The organism is Mesorhizobium sp. SP-1A (genome assembly GCF_032460275.1).
GTDB lineage: Bacteria > Pseudomonadota > Alphaproteobacteria > Rhizobiales > Rhizobiaceae > Mesorhizobium.
In genome coordinates this window covers 227026-243037 of sequence record NZ_JAVXZD010000006.1, presented here as the reverse complement: position 1 = coordinate 243037, position 16012 = coordinate 227026, and the positions used below count along the sequence as shown (strand labels likewise).

Genomic DNA, 16012 nt, shown 5'->3' with positions numbered 1-16012 from the left:
GCGAACGCGCCTCAACCCGACGGCCCGGCACCCAGGCACCGTCGGGCCTTCTCCCGTCAATTGCCGCCGATTGCCGCTTCCGTGCCAATCTGCATTGCGATCTCGACCCGCATAGGAAAGAACCGTCGGTGATCATGCCGATTTCGCTCCTTCAAGATGAAAGCCATTCGCCATGTTCAGCCATATTGTCGTTTCCGTCCTGCTCTGCACGGCATCCTGCGAACCGGCCGAAATCCGGGTCTGGGATGGCGATTCCATCCGCTTGAGCACGACGCGGCAAGCTGAGACCGTCCGGATCTTCAACATCGACGCCCCCGAGATCGAGGGGCCGTGCGCGTATGAATCCGGCCTCGCGCTGCAATCGAAGGTCAGACTGGCAGAGCTTCTGAACGGCCGGCGGGTGGAAATCTTGCGCCAAGGCACTGACCGCTATGGCCGGACTCTGGCGGTGATCCGCGTCGAGGGCCGAGATGTCGGAGACATTCTCGTCAGCGAGGGACTCGCCCGAACCTGGGCGGGACGCCGTGAACCGTGGTGCTGATCCACCCCGACAACAAGAGAGTGAGAGGGCGGGCCGGTTGGCCGTGACGGGTTGCAGGCGGGAGAGAGGCTTCCGCCGCCCGTCGTGGAGTAAGCCCCATGACCCTTTCCCGCCACCCCGGATTTACCTCAATCGGCGACATCATCACGCGCGAGGTGCTGCCTCGGCTGCGCCATGCGCAGAAGGTGCCGCTGCGCCTCTCCTGCATCGGCACCGCCGGTTACGAAGGCCTCGACGAGGCCGATGAATTCGACCGCACGGTCGTCATCGGCCAATCCGCATCCGCCGAAGAAGCCATGATCCTCGCCAGCCAGCGCGTCGCGCATGGCGATATCAACGTCGGCACGGACGAGACGTTGCGCTTTCGCCCACGTGTCATCGTCATTCAGGACGGCGATCTCGGCCTGGTTCTCGGCGGCGAGATCCGGGCCGGAATCGTCCTCTGGCAACAGCCCGTCGCCTCCGACGCGGAGGCCCGCCGCATCATCATCGAAGCCAGCCGCTTGCGCGGGCTGGCCTTCGCCGCCTCCGGCCGGGGCGATCACGCGGCAGCCCGCGATCATCGTTTTCGCGCCAGCCTGATCGAGGCGCGGCTGGTCGATCCCTGCTGGCGCGTGACCGCCGCCGAGCTTCTGCGGCTGCCGCAGGCCGCGTGACCCTTTCCCATTTCCACCCCTTGACCCGGCGGTTCGCCGGGCACGGTCCTATGGAGTTTTCCCATGCCAAAATTTGTCGTCAGCAAAAGCCATGACGCCTTCGTCTATTATGAAACCATCCTTGAGGCCGAGACGCCCGATGCGGCTCGCGATCTCGCCCAAAGTGTCCACTACGAGGGCGAATGGCATGCCACCGGCTATACGCAAGAGTTCGACGACTTCGAGATCGACGAGCACAGTGGCGTTCGCCTGCTGGCAGACGGAGAGGCCATCGAGACGTTTTCGACCATCGGTGTCACCGCCCAGGAGCGCGATGCCTTGTTGACGGGCTTGCGGCTGCTTCAGCTTGCCCTTGCGCGCAGCGACATCGACCCCTCACTCGGGGGCATCCTCACCAATGACGGTGCGCATGCCGGCCTCGATCTCAACCGGATCGATGCCCTCTGCGAACGCATCAACGTCTAGGAGGCCGCGATGTATTCGACCTATTTGCGCCTCGGCATCCGGGTCTGGGACGGCAACCGCTCCGTCATCCGCGCCGCGCGTCGGAAGCTGGCTCGAACCGCTCTGCACGATCCGGGCAGGCGGGATGCGCGCAAAAACTTCTACCGCGAGATGCTGCGCCACCATGCCGAAGCGCAATGGCGCGTGATGCAATTCCGCCTCTGAGGCCAGCCGCGTCACCGTCCTTCATCCTCGCCCGGCCTCGCGCCGGGCTTTCTCGTTTCAGGAGTCTGAGATGGCAAACTATTTCACGCATTTCTCCTGCCTGCTTGACGTAGGCACCCCGGCAAACGCCGCCCATGCGCTCGACCTCTACAACGCGCTGTCGGAGGAAAACGCCGCCGAAGATCCTCCTTCGGAAGGATTTCTTCTGTCGATCCAGCCCGAGCATGGCGGCACCCAGCTCTGGATGCGCGACGATGGGACCGGCGATCCCGAGCATGTGATCCAGTTCGTCAAGCGCTGCGCGGCCGCGTTCGGCCTGACCGGCTTATGGGGCTTCCAGTACGCAACCACCTGCTCGCAGGCCAGGGTTAACGCCTTTGGCGGTGGCGCGCATGTCCTCGATCTCGCCACCGGCAAGACGGTGGATTGGATCTACAGTGGCAGTTGGTTGGAGATCGTCCTGGACGGAGGCGACCCCTATGCCTGAAGTCATCGAAACCACCGTCTATCGGCTCAACGAGCTTTCCGACGAGGCGAAGGACAAGGCCCGTGCCTGGTATCGCAAGGGCGGCTTCGACTATGAGTGGTATGATGCCATTTATGAGGATTTCCGGCAGATCGCGGAGATCCTCGGCATCGACTTCAAGACCCGCACCGTCCGCCTCATGGGTGGCGGGTCGCGCCAGGAACCGCGCATCTTCTTCTCGGGCTTCTGGTCGCAAGGCGATGGTGCCTGCTTCGAAGGTTCCTATTCCTACCGGAAGAACGCCTCGGCCGCGATCCGGGCCTATGCACCGCAGGATACCACGCTGCACGGCATCGCTGACACCCTCCAGGCCGTGCAGCGGCGGAATTTCTACCAGCTTCGTGCCGAAGCCACCCATCGCGGCCACTACCACCACGAGTATTGCATGGCGATCTCCGTCACCCGCGACAGCCCGGCTTGGCAGGACATGACCGCCGATGCCGAGGATATCGTCATCGAGGTGCTGCGCGATCTCGCCCGCTGGCTCTATCGCCAACTTGAGCGCGAATACGAATACCTGACCTCGGATGAGGCGGTCGACGAGAGCATGATCGCCAACGACTACACCTTCACCGGCTCTGGCCGCCAGTTCGGCTGATTTCGACAAGCGCCCCGCCTGACGGCTGGGCGCTTGCTTCATGCCGGCTATCGCCACGGCTTGAGAGGGAGAGGGTGGCCGAAAGAGATTGAGCCGGTGCGGTCGAGAGAGAGCGCTGTGCGGCTCGATCCTTTCCGCTCTCCCGAGGAATCCCCGATGAACATGATCCCCGCATCCGCGGCGGTATCCGCAACCGCGCCGCTGGCGCTCGACCATGACGCCGACACCGCGGAGCGCGTTTTCGCCGCGGCCGGGCTTCTGCTGCCGCATCTCGAACGTGGCCAGCGCATCGATGCCGCCACGCTGCGCGGTGCCATGGAAGCGGCCTTCGGCGCTTCCGACGCCACCGGCGCCTGGACCTGGAAAGTGGCCTACGACGCCTGCGAGGCCGCAACCGTCCTCTTCCTGCGCAAATACGGAAAGCCGCTTTTCCGCAAAGCCGATTCCCCGGCTGCGATCCTGTCCCAGCTCGGAAAGATCGCCGGGCTTCTGCCGACGCATACGCGCCGGTCGGAGGAAGCGCAGACCTTCCAGCAGTTCTCGACCCCGATCCCCCTCGGCTTCGCGGCGGCGACGGCTGCGGCGATCACGCCGGCCGATCGCGTGCTGGAACCCTCGGCCGGAACCGGGCTCCTCGCCATCCTGGCCGAGATCGCCGGCGGCACGCTGCTCGTCAACGAACTCGCCGAGGCCCGCGCCGGTCTCTTGTCTTCCCTCTTCCCGGCCCTTTCTGTCACCCGCTTCGACGCCGCCCAGCTCGATGACCACCTCGATCCCGGCCTGATCCCGACCGTGGTGCTGATGAACCCGCCGTTCTCGGTCATGGCCAACGTCGAGGGCCGCATGGCCGATGCCGCCTTCCGCCATGTCGCCTCGGCGCTGGCGCGCCTGGCGCCCGGCGGGCGGCTCGTGACCATCACCGGGGCAAGCTTCGCGCCCGACAATCCGGCCTGGACCGCCTCTTGGACCCGGCTGCAGGAGCGTGGCCGCGTCAGTTTCTCCGCCGCCGTCGATGGTTCGGTTTATGCCAAACACGGCACGACCGTCCCGACACGACTCACCATCATCGACAAGCTGCCCGCCGAAGATCCGGCGGTGTTTCCGGCAGCGCCCGGCGTCGCCCCGGATGTCGCCACGCTGATGGGCTGGTTTGCGGACCAACTTCCGGCCCGGCTGCCGGTCGATCCCGGCCTGGCCGTGCCGGTGGCACGACTGGCCGCGCCGCGCACCGTGCGAGGCTATGTCAACTGGGCAGCGAAGACCGCATCCGCTGCGCCGCTTGCCGAGCCGGAGGGGGTGCCGCTCGCCTATGAGACGGTGGATTGGGAACCGGCCGAGGCAGACCGCCTCTCCGATGCGATCTATGAGGACTACGGCCTTCAGACGATCTGCATCGCCGGGGCACAGGCGCATCCGACCCAGCTCGTGCAATCCGCCTCGATGGCGAGCATCGCGCCGCCAAAGCCCAGCTATCGGCCCACGCTGCCTACGGACATTCTCGGCAAGCTGTCCGAGGCGCAGTTGGAGACCGTGATCTATGCCGGCGAGGCCCATGCCGGGTTCCTCGCCGGGGCCTGGACGGTGGACGATACCTTCGACACCCTGTCGGCCGCGTCGGAGGGTGCCACGAGCGCCATCCGTTTCCGGCAGGGCTTCATGATCGGCGACGGCACGGGCGTCGGCAAGGGCCGGGAATCCGCCGCCATCATCCTCGACAACTGGATGCAGGGCCGGCGCAAGGCGGTCTGGATCTCGAAGTCGGACAAGTTGCTGGAAGATGCACAGCGCGACTGGTCGGCGCTCGGCATGGAGCGGCTTCTGGTCACGCCGCTGTCGCGATTCCCGCAAGGCAAGCCCATCACGCTGGGCGAGGGCATCCTATTTTTAACCTATGCCACGCTGCGCTCCGATGATCGCGGAGAAAGGGTTTCCAGGGTCAGGCAGATCGTCGAATGGTTGGGTTCAGACTTCGATGGAGTGGTGATTTTCGACGAGGCGCATGCCATGGCCAACGCTGCCGGAGGCAAGGGAGAACGCGGCGACGTTGCCGCCAGCCAGCAGGGCCGCGCCGGGCTGCGCCTTCAGCACGCCCTGCCGCAGGCCCGCGTCGTCTATGTCTCGGCCACCGGCGCTACCACCGTCCATAATCTCGCCTATGCGCAACGGTTGGGTTTGTGGGGTGGCGAGGATTTCCCGTTCTCGACCCGTGCCGAGTTCATCGAGGCCATCGAAGCCGGGGGCGTGGCGGCGATGGAGGTGCTGGCCCGCGACCTGCGGGCGCTCGGTCTCTACACGGCGAGGTCGTTGTCGTTCAAAGGCGTCGAATATGAACTTCTCGATCACGAGCTGACGCCGGAACAGGTCCGCATCTACGACAGCTATGCCGATGCCTTCGCGATCATCCACAACAACCTGGATGCGGCGATGCAGGCCGCCAATATAACCGGCGGCGATGGCGGCTCCGGCACGCTGAACCGGCAGGCAAAATCCGCCGCGCGCTCGGCCTTCGAGTCTGCCAAGCAGCGGTTCTTTGGCCACCTGCTGACGAGCATGAAGACCCCGACGCTGCTCCGGTCCATCACCGCCGATCTGGAAGCGGGCCATTCGGCCGTCATCCAGATCGTCTCGACCGGCGAGGCGCTGATGGAACGGCGGCTGGCGGAGATCCCCACCGAGGAATGGGGCGACCTGAAAATGGACCTGTCGCCGCGCGAATATGTCCTGGACTACCTCGCCCATTCTTTCCCGGTGCAGCTCTACGAGCCGTTCACGGATTCAGAAGGCAATCTGTCTTCGCGCCCGGTCTATCGCGATGGCCAGCCGGTCGAGAGCCGCGAGGCCGTGGCGCGTCGCGACGAGATGATTGCCAGCCTTGCCAGCCTGCCGCCGGTTCCCGGCGCGCTGGACCAGCTCATCCAGCATTTCGGCACCGACACGGTGGCCGAGGTGACGGGACGCTCGCGACGTATCGTCCGCAAGCGCGGTATCACCATCGACCGCTTGGTGGTGGAGAACCGCGCGGGTTCGGCCAATCTGGCCGAGACCCAGGCGTTCATGGACGACGCCAAGCGGGTGCTGGTCTTTTCGGACGCCGGTGGCACCGGCCGATCCTATCACGCCGAGCTTTCGGCCAGGAACACCCGGCTGCGGGTCCATTACCTGCTCGAAGCCGGTTGGAAAGCGGATACTGCCATTCAGGGCCTCGGCCGCACGCATCGGACGAACCAGAAGCAGCCGCCGCTGTTCCGGCCGATCTCGACCAATGTGAAGGCCGAGAAACGCTTCCTCTCGACCATCGCGCGTCGCCTCGACACGCTGGGCGCGATCACGCGCGGCCAGCGCCAGACCGGCGGCCAGGGTCTGTTCCGGCCCGAGGACAATCTGGAATCGCACTATGCGCGCGACGCGCTCCGCCAACTCTACCTGCTGTTGGTGCGCGGCAAGGTCGAGGGTTGCAGCCTTCAGCGGTTCGAGGCCGCCACCGGCCTGAAGCTGATGGACAGCAACGGCATCAAGGACGATCTGCCCGGCATCACGACCTTCCTGAACCGGCTGCTGGCGCTGACCATCGAGCTTCAGGGCGTGCTGTTCACCGCCTTTGAAGGGCTGCTGACGGCGCGGATCGAGGGCGCCATCGCTTCCGGCACCTATGACGCCGGGCTGGAGGCCCTGCGCGCCGAGAGCTTCATCGTCACCGACCGGCAGGTCATCTACACCCACCCCCGCACCGGGGCCGAGACCAGCCTGCTGACGATCACCGAGCGCAAGCGCAACCGGCCGGTGACGCTGGATAGCGCCTTGGCCGAACTCGATGACCCGCGCGCGAAGCTCTTGATCAACGAGCGTTCGGGCCGCGCGGCGGTGCAGATCCCCACCACCAGCGTCATGCTGGACGATGGCGAGATCGAACGCCGCGTCCGCCTCATCCGGCCGATGGAAGCCCATAATGTGCCGGTCCGGATGATGGGCGAGACCCATTGGATCGAGGCCGAGCGGGACGCCTTCGCATCGGCTTGGGAGGCCGAAGTTGCAGAGGTGCCGGAATTTGCCGACAGCACCCTGCACATGGTCACGGGTTTGTTGCTGCCGATCTGGAAGCGTCTGCCCAACGACTCCACCCGCGTCTATCGGCTCCAGACCGATGCGGGCGAGCGCATCATCGGCCGCAAGGTCTCGCCGGCCTGGGCCGCGAATGCGACCACGACCGGCATCGCCAAGGTCACACCGGAGGATGCCTTCGCCGCGCTGATGGAAGGCCGGACGATCCTCGATCTTGCCGAGGGGCTCCAGCTCCGCCGGGTCCGGGTCATGGGTGCCAACCGGATCGAGCTGTCAGGCTTCACCGACACGATGCGCGACCGGCTTCGGGCCTATGGCCTCTTTCACGAGATCATCTCCTGGAAGCTGCGCATGTTCGTACCCGTCGATGCGGCTGGCTCTGCCGTTCTCGCCAAAGTCCTCGACCGCTGGCCGGTCGAGCGTATCGGCGAGCGGGAGGCGGCCTGATGCCCCGGCACGACGCATCCGAGCTGGCGATCCGTCTGGGCCGCGAGGCCGAGGCGGTTTGCCGTCACTACCTGTCGTCCGGCCATCGCGCCGGACGATACTGGCTGGTCGGCGATGTGCAGAACAATCCCGGCCGCTCGATGTTCGTGCGCCTGATCGGCCCGGAGGGCGGCAAGGGTGCGGCAGGAAAATGGACCGATATGGCCACGGGGGAACATGGCGATCTGCTGGACGTCATCCGCGAGACGCTTGGCCTTGTCGACTTCAGGGACGTGGCCGAGGAAGCGCGCCGTTTCCTCGCTCTCCCGCATCCCGAGCCGGAAAAGACGAGGACGCCGACCGGCAACACGTCCAGCGTGGCATCCGGTTCGCCTGAAGCGTCGCGTCGTCTCTTCGCCATGGCGCAGCCGATCCGCGGCACGCTTGCGGAGATCTACCTCAGCGGGCGAGCGATCACCTCCCTCTCCGGCACCGCCGCACTGCGCTTCCATCCCCGGTGCTACTATAGACCTGACGAGCGTTCGCCCACCGAGATCAGGCCGGCGCTCGTTGCAGCCGTCACCGATCTGGCCGGCCATCAGACCGGCGTGCATCGCACCTGGCTCGCCCCGGACGGTTCCGGCAAGGCGGCTGTCGAGACACCGCGGCGGGCGATGGGCGACCTTCTCGGGCACGGGGTCCGCTTCGGCGCCGCCGATGAGGTGCTCGCCGTCGGCGAAGGCATCGAGTCCGTGCTGTCGCCCCGTCAGGTTCTGCCCCGCATGCCGATGCTGGCGGCGCTTTCGGCCGCTCACCTCGCTGCCATCCTGTTCCCGCCGTCCCTGCGCCGGCTCTATGTCTTGTGCGATCGCGACCCGGCCGGGGACGGTGCCAGAGACAGCCTACTCACCAGAGCAGCGAGCTTCGGGATCGAGGCGATATCGCTCACGCCGCGCGAGGGCGATTTCAACGATGATCTGCGACGCCACGGCGCCGATGCCCTCGGGGCGGCCCTGAAGGATCAGCTTCGTCCTGAAGACGCCCGCCGGTTCATGGAGGGGTGAGGGTGTAATCGGCCCCGGAGGCACGGCCCGGCTCGGCGCCTGCCGGTTTCGCTCATCTGTCATCGGCAGGTGCATCCTTCGTCGGAGAGTCCCGCGCCCACGGCCTTCTGAGAGGGCGATCGGCGCACAAACGGGCCGGGCAGGCAATGGCCGGGAGCGGACTATTTTCCGCCGGCGGGGACGAGCCCCGCCTTTGCATCGCGAAAGTCAAAATAGCCCGCACCCGGCCATCAAGGCCCTCGCGGAGCGGGCGAGGGCTGCCAACCCGTCCCGTCCGTGCGCTTCGACGCCTGCGAAGGCCGCGATGGGCGCGGTCTCCAGACGAAGGACGCTCCCGATGACGAACGAAACCGAATACGCAGGCGACGAGCCTTTCCACACCTCCTCCCAGACCGATCACGCCCTCACCGAACTCCAGCTCTACGGCTGGCGCCCGTTCCAGGACGAACCCGATCCCCGGCCGCTGCCCGAGGGCAATACCGTCGCCGCCGCCATCGCCGACATCTTCGACGCCCTCGTCGCGACGCTCGGCGATACCCGCCTCGAACCCGACCTCGAAGATCTGCTCTGGGGAGCCGTCAATATATTCCACCGCGCCACCAGCCGGGTCGAACGCGATCTCGACGACAACGAGCAGGCGCAGCGCCGGATGCAGCGGGAACAGGATGGCAGCGAGGTGAAGTCGGTCGAACTCGAACGCCTCACGGCCGAGGGGCAAACCCTGATCGAACGGCGCAACAGCATGGAACTCTTCCGCGACCTCGCCGCCGAGGCTTTCGAGCATCACACCGGCAGCGCCTGGCGGCCGCGCACCGGCTCGATGGTCAACCATCGCAACCTGACCGCCGCGATGATCGACAGCCGCGACTTCCTTGCCGCGAAACGCCGGGCTGAGATCGAGGTGCTGCTGCCCGCCGGCCCGAAGGTGGCCGTGACCGGCGGCGCCGACTTCAACGACCACCACCTGATCTGGGCGAAGCTCGATCAGGTCCATGCCAAGCACGCCGAGATGGTGCTGCTGCACGGCGGCTCGCCGAAGGGGGCGGAACTGATCGCCTCCCGCTGGGCCGATCACCGCAAGGTGCCGCAGGTCGCCTTCCGGCCCGACTGGACGAAGCACGGCAAGGCCGCGCCCTTCAAGCGCAACGATGCCATGCTGGACGTGCTGCCGGTCGGCGTCCTCGTCTTCCCCGGCACGGGGATTCAGGAGAACCTCGCGGACAAGGCCCGCAAGCTCGGCATCCCGGTCATGAAGTTCGACGGCGGCGCGTAAGCGCCGCCCTCTGGCGGCTGAAAGGCCGCCAGACCTTGACAGTCGGCCCGCATCCGCCTTTGATGGAGCATCCCTGAAGAACCGGCGAAGCAGCATAGTCGCAGGCGGAGCGCATCTTCCGGCAGCCTGTCGCGCAACTCAACCGTTCCGCTGGAGGCTTCCATGACGCTGATCCTACTCGCCATTTCTCTGACCCTCACCGCCTGCGTGATCGCCTGGAATCTCGCGATCTATGCTCTCCCGGTCATGACCGCCATTACCGCCGCTCAATTTGCCTGGGGTGCCGGAGCTGGCGTCCTGTTGTCCGGCCTTAGTGCCGCAGGAGCCGCCCTGCTGTCGGTCGCAATGGTGATTCTGGTTCTCGGCTTCGCCCGGAATCCCGTTCTGCGTTTCATCGCGCTGGCTCTCTTCGCAGTGCCCGCCGTCATCGCAGGCTATGCGCTGGTCTATGGCATCACCAAGAACGCCATCGACTCGAGCCTCGCCCTCAACCTGCTCGGCGGCATCGGTGGCCTTGTCATCGGCGTCTCGGCCATCATCAATCTGAACGCCCTCGGGGAGTCCGTGTTCTCGCGCTGAAACGGCGGGACGATCCTCTTCCAAGGCAAAACCCGGCGGCTTGCGCCGCCGGGTTCCGGGTGTCCCGCACAAGTGCTGGGCGGTCATGTCATCGCTGCCTTGCCCCAATCGCTCTGGGTTTGCTTCGCCCGCCTTGGAAATCTGTCATCGGTATGATTCCCGCAGCCGTAGCGCTCAACCCCCGCCGCGTCCATCCACTCCTTTCCGTGAGTGCAGCCGCGAACCAGCACCTTCATTGTCGCCTTGCGCAATGACACTGGACCGGACCCTCCTCAGTCGAAGCAAGGCAACGCCGTGCCATTGGTTCTTTCCGGACCCGATGGCCGTTTCCTTCTCGACGCGGAGGACACGGCCTTCCGGCGGCGAGCGCAAGGGCGGCCGGTAAGAAGGGTGGATGAGCGGCGGCGGCACCGGATAGTCCGGGTTCAAGGGCCTGTCTGTTCGCTGTTGCCGGCACTGACGATGAACGTGCTGTGCGTCTCCGATCTGCTCTCGAAAGCACCAATCCCTCCGACTGACTGATCCCCTAAGTCCGTTCGGTTTCCACCAGCAACCCCCGCGGCTCCCAGCCGTGTTGCCGCGCAAGCGCGGCTGCCCGCCCCACCTGGGGCCTTAGGGGCAAGCTGCCGCCAAGGCGGCAGTTGCGGGAGTCTCCCGACGGCCTTGGCCGGGTCTCGTCGGAGGGATGGTCCCTCCGAGGAGCAACGGAGACTTACAATGCAGAACATCGTCATCCTCGCCGGCAACATCGGTCAGGCCCCCGAAACCCGCACCACCCAGGGCGGCACCGGGATCACCCACTTCACTCTGGCCACCTCGCGCCCCCGCTACTCGGAAGGCCGCGTCCTCCGCGACGAGAACGGCTATCGGGTCCAGGACACCGAATGGCACCGCATCACCTGCTTCAACGGCCTCGGCAAGACGGTCCAGCAGCATTGCGACAAGGGCATGAAGGTGCTGGTTCGCGGCCGCATCCACTACACCAAGTGGATGGACGCGGCGGGGGTTGAGCGCTACGGCTGCGAGATCATCGCCGAGACGGTCGATTTCCTGAGCCGGGCGAAGCAGACCGAGAACGACGACGGCAAGTTCATCGACGAAGATGACATCCCGTTCTGAGCGGAACGCCCGGAACCCGGCGGCGCAAGCCGCCGGGTTTTCCCGTGTTCACGTCGGATCGCCCGGCTGTTTCAGTGCAATATTTCCGGCCGGAGCCGCTGCGCGCTCATGGGCGCTGGCGTTCCGATTTCTTTGTCGGAGCATCGGATCGGTTCCAAAAACCGGGAACCACTTTTTGGTCCGATGCTCCCCGAATGAAAGGGGGGCAAGCCGCCCCTCTCAAACTCTCCCCATGAAGGGCCAGGGCAAAGCCCCGCCCCCTCAAACTCCCCCACCCATGGAGGGGCTTCCCCTCCAAACCTCCCCTTTGCCGTTGTGCCGAATATTGTCGCGGCCCCTGGTCGGGGCCGCGGTGCTCCTCTCTCTCTGACTTCGGATCATGCACCAGCCACTCCGGCGTCAAGGACTTCACGGTTCCCCCCAATTTTCAGTCGCCGCCCGAGACGGGCAGCGCCAGAAAATCGGAACCCCCGCTTACCGCCGCAGGCGGTCGCTACGCGATCCCTGACCCCTCGCGGCAACAGTGCAGGCTCCTTCCGTCAGAACGAAAGGAGAAACAAATGTCTGATCTCGATTTCCTCGATCTTTCCCGGCAGCTTGGCGCCTTGAGGACTGCGGTTCGCAAGAACCTCGTCAGGTGCGACACCCGCTTTGCGCAGTCCCTCCATGAAAAGCTGCTTGTTGCCCTCAATGGCCATCTCAAGACCTGCCGCGAGGGTGCGAGGGTCCAGCGGCGGCTGCGGACCGAGACCGATCCCGCCGCGCGCGAGGTTCTTGAACAAACCCTCGGCGACTGCGTGGGCGATCTCGAATCCGGCGGGCGAGGCTTCTATCCTTGGCATCTGCTGGATGCAGTGGATCGTGACCCGGACTTTGGCGGATACCGCCATCCCGTTGCGGCGATGTGGTGCCACGGCCCGATCCCGGAACGGATGACCGTTGGCGACGAGCATCTGTGCGGTCTTGGCCCGATCCTCCAGAAGATAGTCGCGCAGACAGGAATTCGCTTCACCACCTATCTCTGCGATGCCAGCATCGGCCCCGAAGGCGCAGGGCATCTCGATCCCGAAATCTACGAGCGCCCGATCAACAATTTCCGATACCGATAACGAGGTGGCGGGCGGCCGAAGCCGCCCGCCACCTCTCCCACGTCTATGAAGACATGCCGACCGGATCGACCGCTCGGCATGTCTGATGAAAGGGGGGCAAGCCGCCCCTCTCAAGCTCTCCCCATGAAGGGTCAGGGCAGAGCCCCGCCCCCTCAAACTCCCCCACCCATGGAGGGGGTGGTCCACCCCCTCCAAACTTCCCCGGCCCATGCGGTCGCGGCCCCTGATCGGGGCCGCGGGCTCCTCTCTCTCTGACATCCTATTGTGCACCCGCCACTCCGGCGTCAAGGACGAGTGGTTCCCCCAAATTTCCGACCCGTCCCTGCGGGCCGCGCCAGAAATTCGGCTCCCCCACTCGCCGCCGCTGGCGGCCGCGTGCCGCGGTCCCTGACCCCTCGCGCCTACGGTGCAGACACCTTTTCGTCAGAACGAAAAGGAGGCTTCTTATGCGTGATATCGACTTTCTGAAACTCTACGCCAGCGCGACCGGCTTGCGGATCATGGTGCTGGCGAACAGGCTTGGTTGCGAGACCGAAACAGAGCGCGTGCTTCACGACTGGGTGGAGCAGTTCCTCAGCCGGTTCATCACCTTCACGCGGGGCGCGCTGGCGGCGGAGCGGCGCGTCCTCACCAATACGGATCCGTTGCAGGACGCGGACCTTGACGAAGAACTCTACTACTTCCGAGCGAACTACGAGGACTTTTGGTGTGAGGAAGGCGACCACGATCTCTGGGACGTCGTGCCGTCGGGAATGGTCGGGTTCAGGCGCATCCTCGGTCAAATCCATCGGGATCTACGGGTCTTTCTCTCCTCCAGCGGCTTGGCCCTCCCGAAGGAGTTGCCACCAATGAGATTTCCATCACATGAAATCGACCCCGAAGACATTGACCCGGAATGCTATGAAGACCTGCATGGCTTCGACGACGACGGCAACATCTCGGCAATCTACGCCCTCCTGCACGGCTGCGATCGAAACGATGGCTCATAGTGCGTGGAAGAGAGGCGGCTGTCGCCGCCTCTCTTCCTTGCGTTGAACGATGAGCCGAGGCAGCCGGATCGACCGGCCACCTCGACTGATGAAAGAGGGGCAAGCCCCCTCTCAACACTCTCCCCATGAAGGAAGGGGCAAGCCCCCTCCTTCAAACATCCTCCCCAAGGGAAGGGCTGAAGCCCCTCCCTTGAACCCTCCCATGGGAAGGAGGCGACGGTTCCCTCGCCCTCCTTCCCAAACCCATCCTCCTCTCCCCAAAGATGATTCGGTGAGATCGGCCTCTCACAGCGTTGGAGGCTGTGCTTTCCGACGACCGAATCAGATAACGGGCGATGTCGAGAAACTTCGCTGAAAAAGGGGGTTCCTCTCAGATTCCGAATGACGTTTGATCTGGGAGCGACTATTTTAGTCGTAGTTCTGGAGTGTGTGCAGGTCCGAATGGGAGGTGATCATGTATGATCACCGCCCGACAATCACGGGCCGCACGCGCGCTGCTGGGATGGACACAGGAGACGCTCGCTGACAGGGCTCGCATATCGCTGACTGCGCTCAAACGCCTCGAATCCGAGAACCGGCTTGAGGTGTTCGAGTCGACGCGCGATCAGGTACGCCGCGCCCTCGAAACAGCCGGGATCGTTCTCTTGTCAACAGACAAGGGCGAAGGCGTATTGCTCCTGCATGACAGGACCGACGTTCAAAGATAGTGTCGCGGATCGCGTGATGACCAATTCTTGTTAGAGAAAATGGCTACCTCCTACGGGAGACGGTTAACGAACATGTAACCTGCGAGTATAGGAGAATGATGGGACAGGGCACGCAGACGTTTGTCGACGAACCACCCTCCGGTGATACGCTCACCTCTTATGATCGCGAGCATATGAAGCTTTATATGCGCCTTCTCGACGCCGAGCGGGACGGTGCTGATTGGCGTGAAGCGGTGCGAATCCTCTTCGGACTCGATCCCGAACGCGATCCTGAACGATGTCGTCTCATTCATGACTCACATCTTGCGCGCGCCCATTGGATGACTGAGGGCGGCTATCGCGAGCTGGTTCGCGAAAGCCAGCGGAAGTCATGATCGTGATGCGGGGCATGCATCACCTGTTGATCGGCGGCTGGCTTCCTTAACTCAACCCGAAGGTGAATCGTAAATCCTACCAGATTCCTGTACCGAATCTCTGGAGGCTGCGATGACGACACCCAACGCATCGATCTGGCGTTCCTCGGCGGAATACGAGCATCTGGATGTGATGACGGCATCCGATCTGGCTTGGGAATGGCTCCGCCGAAACGACAGCTATGACGCAGATTTTGAAGCTTCGGCCTCTGGCCGTGGAGACCCCACCGCGCTGAGGGACCATATCCGTCAGCGGTGGGGACTGCGATTTCCCTGTCGATCCCCAGACGCCACCTCCTGATGCCCCCGTCTTCTGGCTTCCACAGGAGGATACAAGCGTTGTCGTGCTGACCGAAGCCCCTGCGGATATCGGTGGCGATATTGATTATGCTCCTGCGGCAGACTTGCGGCACGATCTCCGGATGGGCGACGCCGATGCAGAATTCCGCTTCGCTCTCGGCAACGGGCAATATCTTCAGATCCTCGACCGCAATATCGATGGCGGCACAATCGCCGTCGCCGTCATCCCGCTTGATCTCGACGGATTCGACCGTATTGAAGCCGTTCGCCGGCTCCTCTCAGCTTTGCATGGCCGCGCGATCCCACCGGACACACGATTGACCCGGCAGCAACGTGCACGCCTGCGACGGATGCTACGCGCTTTCGACGGCCATAAAGCCGGGGCAACGCAGCAGGAGATCGCGGAAGAACTCCTCAACATTCCTAGACTCAGCCGTGACGAATGGCAGGCATCCTCGGCCCGTCATACCATCAAGGCGCTCCTGCGCGATGCCCGATCCATGGTCGCGGGCGGCTATCGGAAACTCCTGCGTCATCGCCGCCCCCGCTAACGCGATTCCGCGCTCCCGATGGTGGGCGATTTCGATACCCCCCAATTTCGCCCTGCAACTCGCCGGTTCTTCTTCGCCACCGTGGTCGTTGCCCGCCGCTGATCCGCAGCGGCCGTCTCAACACCACGGAGGCCCGTTCCATGCCGCACGAACCTGTCGTTTTGCCGCCGCGCTTTCTTCGCACCAAGGAAGCCGCCGAATTCCTCAGTCTCTCCGCCCGCACCCTCGAAAAACACCGCACCTACGGCACCGGCCCGGCCTATCGCAAGCTCGGCGGGCGTGTCGTCTATGCGATCGACGATCTGGAGACCTGGGCCGATCGCGGCGCGGTGACGTCCACCTCCGACCCGCGTGGGAGGGTGTCGCCGCCGAGACGCCAATCGGTCGGCTCCGGGCCCCGGGCCGGCCGCTACGCGCGCTGACCGCTTGCAGT

18 protein-coding genes are annotated in these 16012 nt (G+C 64.7%); all 18 read left to right on the top strand.

Annotated elements, in window-relative coordinates; all coding sequences use genetic code 11:
• Positions 1–172 precede the first annotated feature (172 nt).
• The 18 genes from QU595_RS24575 to QU595_RS24490 all read left to right on the top strand — a co-directional run bounded on the left by QU595_RS24575 (position 173) and on the right by QU595_RS24490 (position 16001).
• Entirely contained in the window at positions 173–541 is a 369-nt protein-coding gene (locus QU595_RS24575; protein ID WP_109614948.1) for a thermonuclease family protein, read from the top strand.
• A 98-nt stretch (positions 542–639) separates the two neighbouring features.
• The gene (locus QU595_RS24570) at positions 640–1197 is read left to right on the top strand and encodes a hypothetical protein (RefSeq protein WP_109614949.1); all 558 of its coding nucleotides are present in this window, start codon (positions 640–642) and stop codon (positions 1195–1197) included.
• Positions 1198–1260: 63 nt separating this feature from the next.
• Complete coding sequence (locus QU595_RS24565) at positions 1261–1662, top strand: hypothetical protein (protein WP_315926871.1); 402 nt, start codon at positions 1261–1263, stop codon at positions 1660–1662.
• Between the two features lie 9 nt (positions 1663–1671).
• A complete protein-coding gene (locus tag QU595_RS24560; protein WP_109614951.1) occupies positions 1672–1866 on the top strand; it encodes a hypothetical protein in 195 nt (64 codons plus the stop codon).
• 70 nt (positions 1867–1936) lie between these two features.
• Complete coding sequence (locus QU595_RS24555) at positions 1937–2353, top strand: hypothetical protein (protein ID WP_109614952.1); 417 nt, start codon at positions 1937–1939, stop codon at positions 2351–2353.
• Complete coding sequence (locus QU595_RS24550) at positions 2346–2990, top strand: antitoxin of toxin-antitoxin stability system (RefSeq protein ID WP_315926868.1); 645 nt, start codon at positions 2346–2348, stop codon at positions 2988–2990. The genes QU595_RS24555 and QU595_RS24550 overlap by 8 nt, the downstream gene beginning before the upstream one ends.
• Before the next feature lie 156 nt (positions 2991–3146).
• Positions 3147–7496: a strawberry notch family protein gene (locus QU595_RS24545; RefSeq protein WP_315926866.1), complete on the top strand. Its 4350-nt coding sequence runs from the start codon at positions 3147–3149 to the stop codon at positions 7494–7496.
• Positions 7496–8539: a toprim domain-containing protein gene (locus tag QU595_RS24540; RefSeq protein ID WP_315926864.1), complete on the top strand. Its 1044-nt coding sequence runs from the start codon at positions 7496–7498 to the stop codon at positions 8537–8539. Before QU595_RS24545 ends, QU595_RS24540 begins: the two co-directional genes overlap by 1 nt.
• A 337-nt stretch (positions 8540–8876) precedes the next feature.
• The gene (locus QU595_RS24535; protein ID WP_315926863.1) at positions 8877–9812 is read left to right on the top strand and encodes a DUF2493 domain-containing protein; all 936 of its coding nucleotides are present in this window, start codon (positions 8877–8879) and stop codon (positions 9810–9812) included.
• A gap of 162 nt (positions 9813–9974) precedes the next feature.
• Positions 9975–10391, top strand: a complete 417-nt coding sequence (locus QU595_RS24530) for a hypothetical protein (RefSeq protein ID WP_109614959.1) — start codon at positions 9975–9977, stop codon at positions 10389–10391.
• 717 nt (positions 10392–11108) lie between these two features.
• A complete protein-coding gene (locus tag QU595_RS24525) occupies positions 11109–11510 on the top strand; it encodes a single-stranded DNA-binding protein (protein WP_109614960.1) in 402 nt (133 codons plus the stop codon).
• Between the two features lie 560 nt (positions 11511–12070).
• Positions 12071–12619, top strand: coding sequence for a hypothetical protein (locus tag QU595_RS24520; RefSeq protein WP_216331768.1), 549 nt, complete (start codon positions 12071–12073; stop codon positions 12617–12619).
• A gap of 446 nt (positions 12620–13065) precedes the next feature.
• The gene (locus tag QU595_RS24515) at positions 13066–13608 is read left to right on the top strand and encodes a hypothetical protein (protein ID WP_315926857.1); all 543 of its coding nucleotides are present in this window, start codon (positions 13066–13068) and stop codon (positions 13606–13608) included.
• Positions 13609–14066: 458 nt separating this feature from the next.
• Positions 14067–14315, top strand: a complete 249-nt coding sequence (locus QU595_RS24510; protein WP_109614462.1) for a helix-turn-helix domain-containing protein — start codon at positions 14067–14069, stop codon at positions 14313–14315.
• 98 nt (positions 14316–14413) lie between these two features.
• Positions 14414–14689, top strand: coding sequence for a DNA -binding domain-containing protein (locus tag QU595_RS24505; protein WP_170125212.1), 276 nt, complete (start codon positions 14414–14416; stop codon positions 14687–14689).
• 112 nt (positions 14690–14801) lie between these two features.
• On the top strand, positions 14802–15029 hold the full coding sequence (locus QU595_RS24500) for a transcriptional regulator domain-containing protein (RefSeq protein ID WP_109614464.1): 228 nt from the start codon (positions 14802–14804) through the stop codon (positions 15027–15029).
• Positions 15030–15072: 43 nt separating this feature from the next.
• Complete coding sequence (locus tag QU595_RS24495) at positions 15073–15579, top strand: DUF2285 domain-containing protein (protein WP_244916211.1); 507 nt, start codon at positions 15073–15075, stop codon at positions 15577–15579.
• Positions 15580–15719: 140 nt separating this feature from the next.
• On the top strand, positions 15720–16001 hold the full coding sequence (locus QU595_RS24490) for a helix-turn-helix transcriptional regulator (protein WP_109614466.1): 282 nt from the start codon (positions 15720–15722) through the stop codon (positions 15999–16001).
• Positions 16002–16012: the final 11 nt, after the last annotated feature.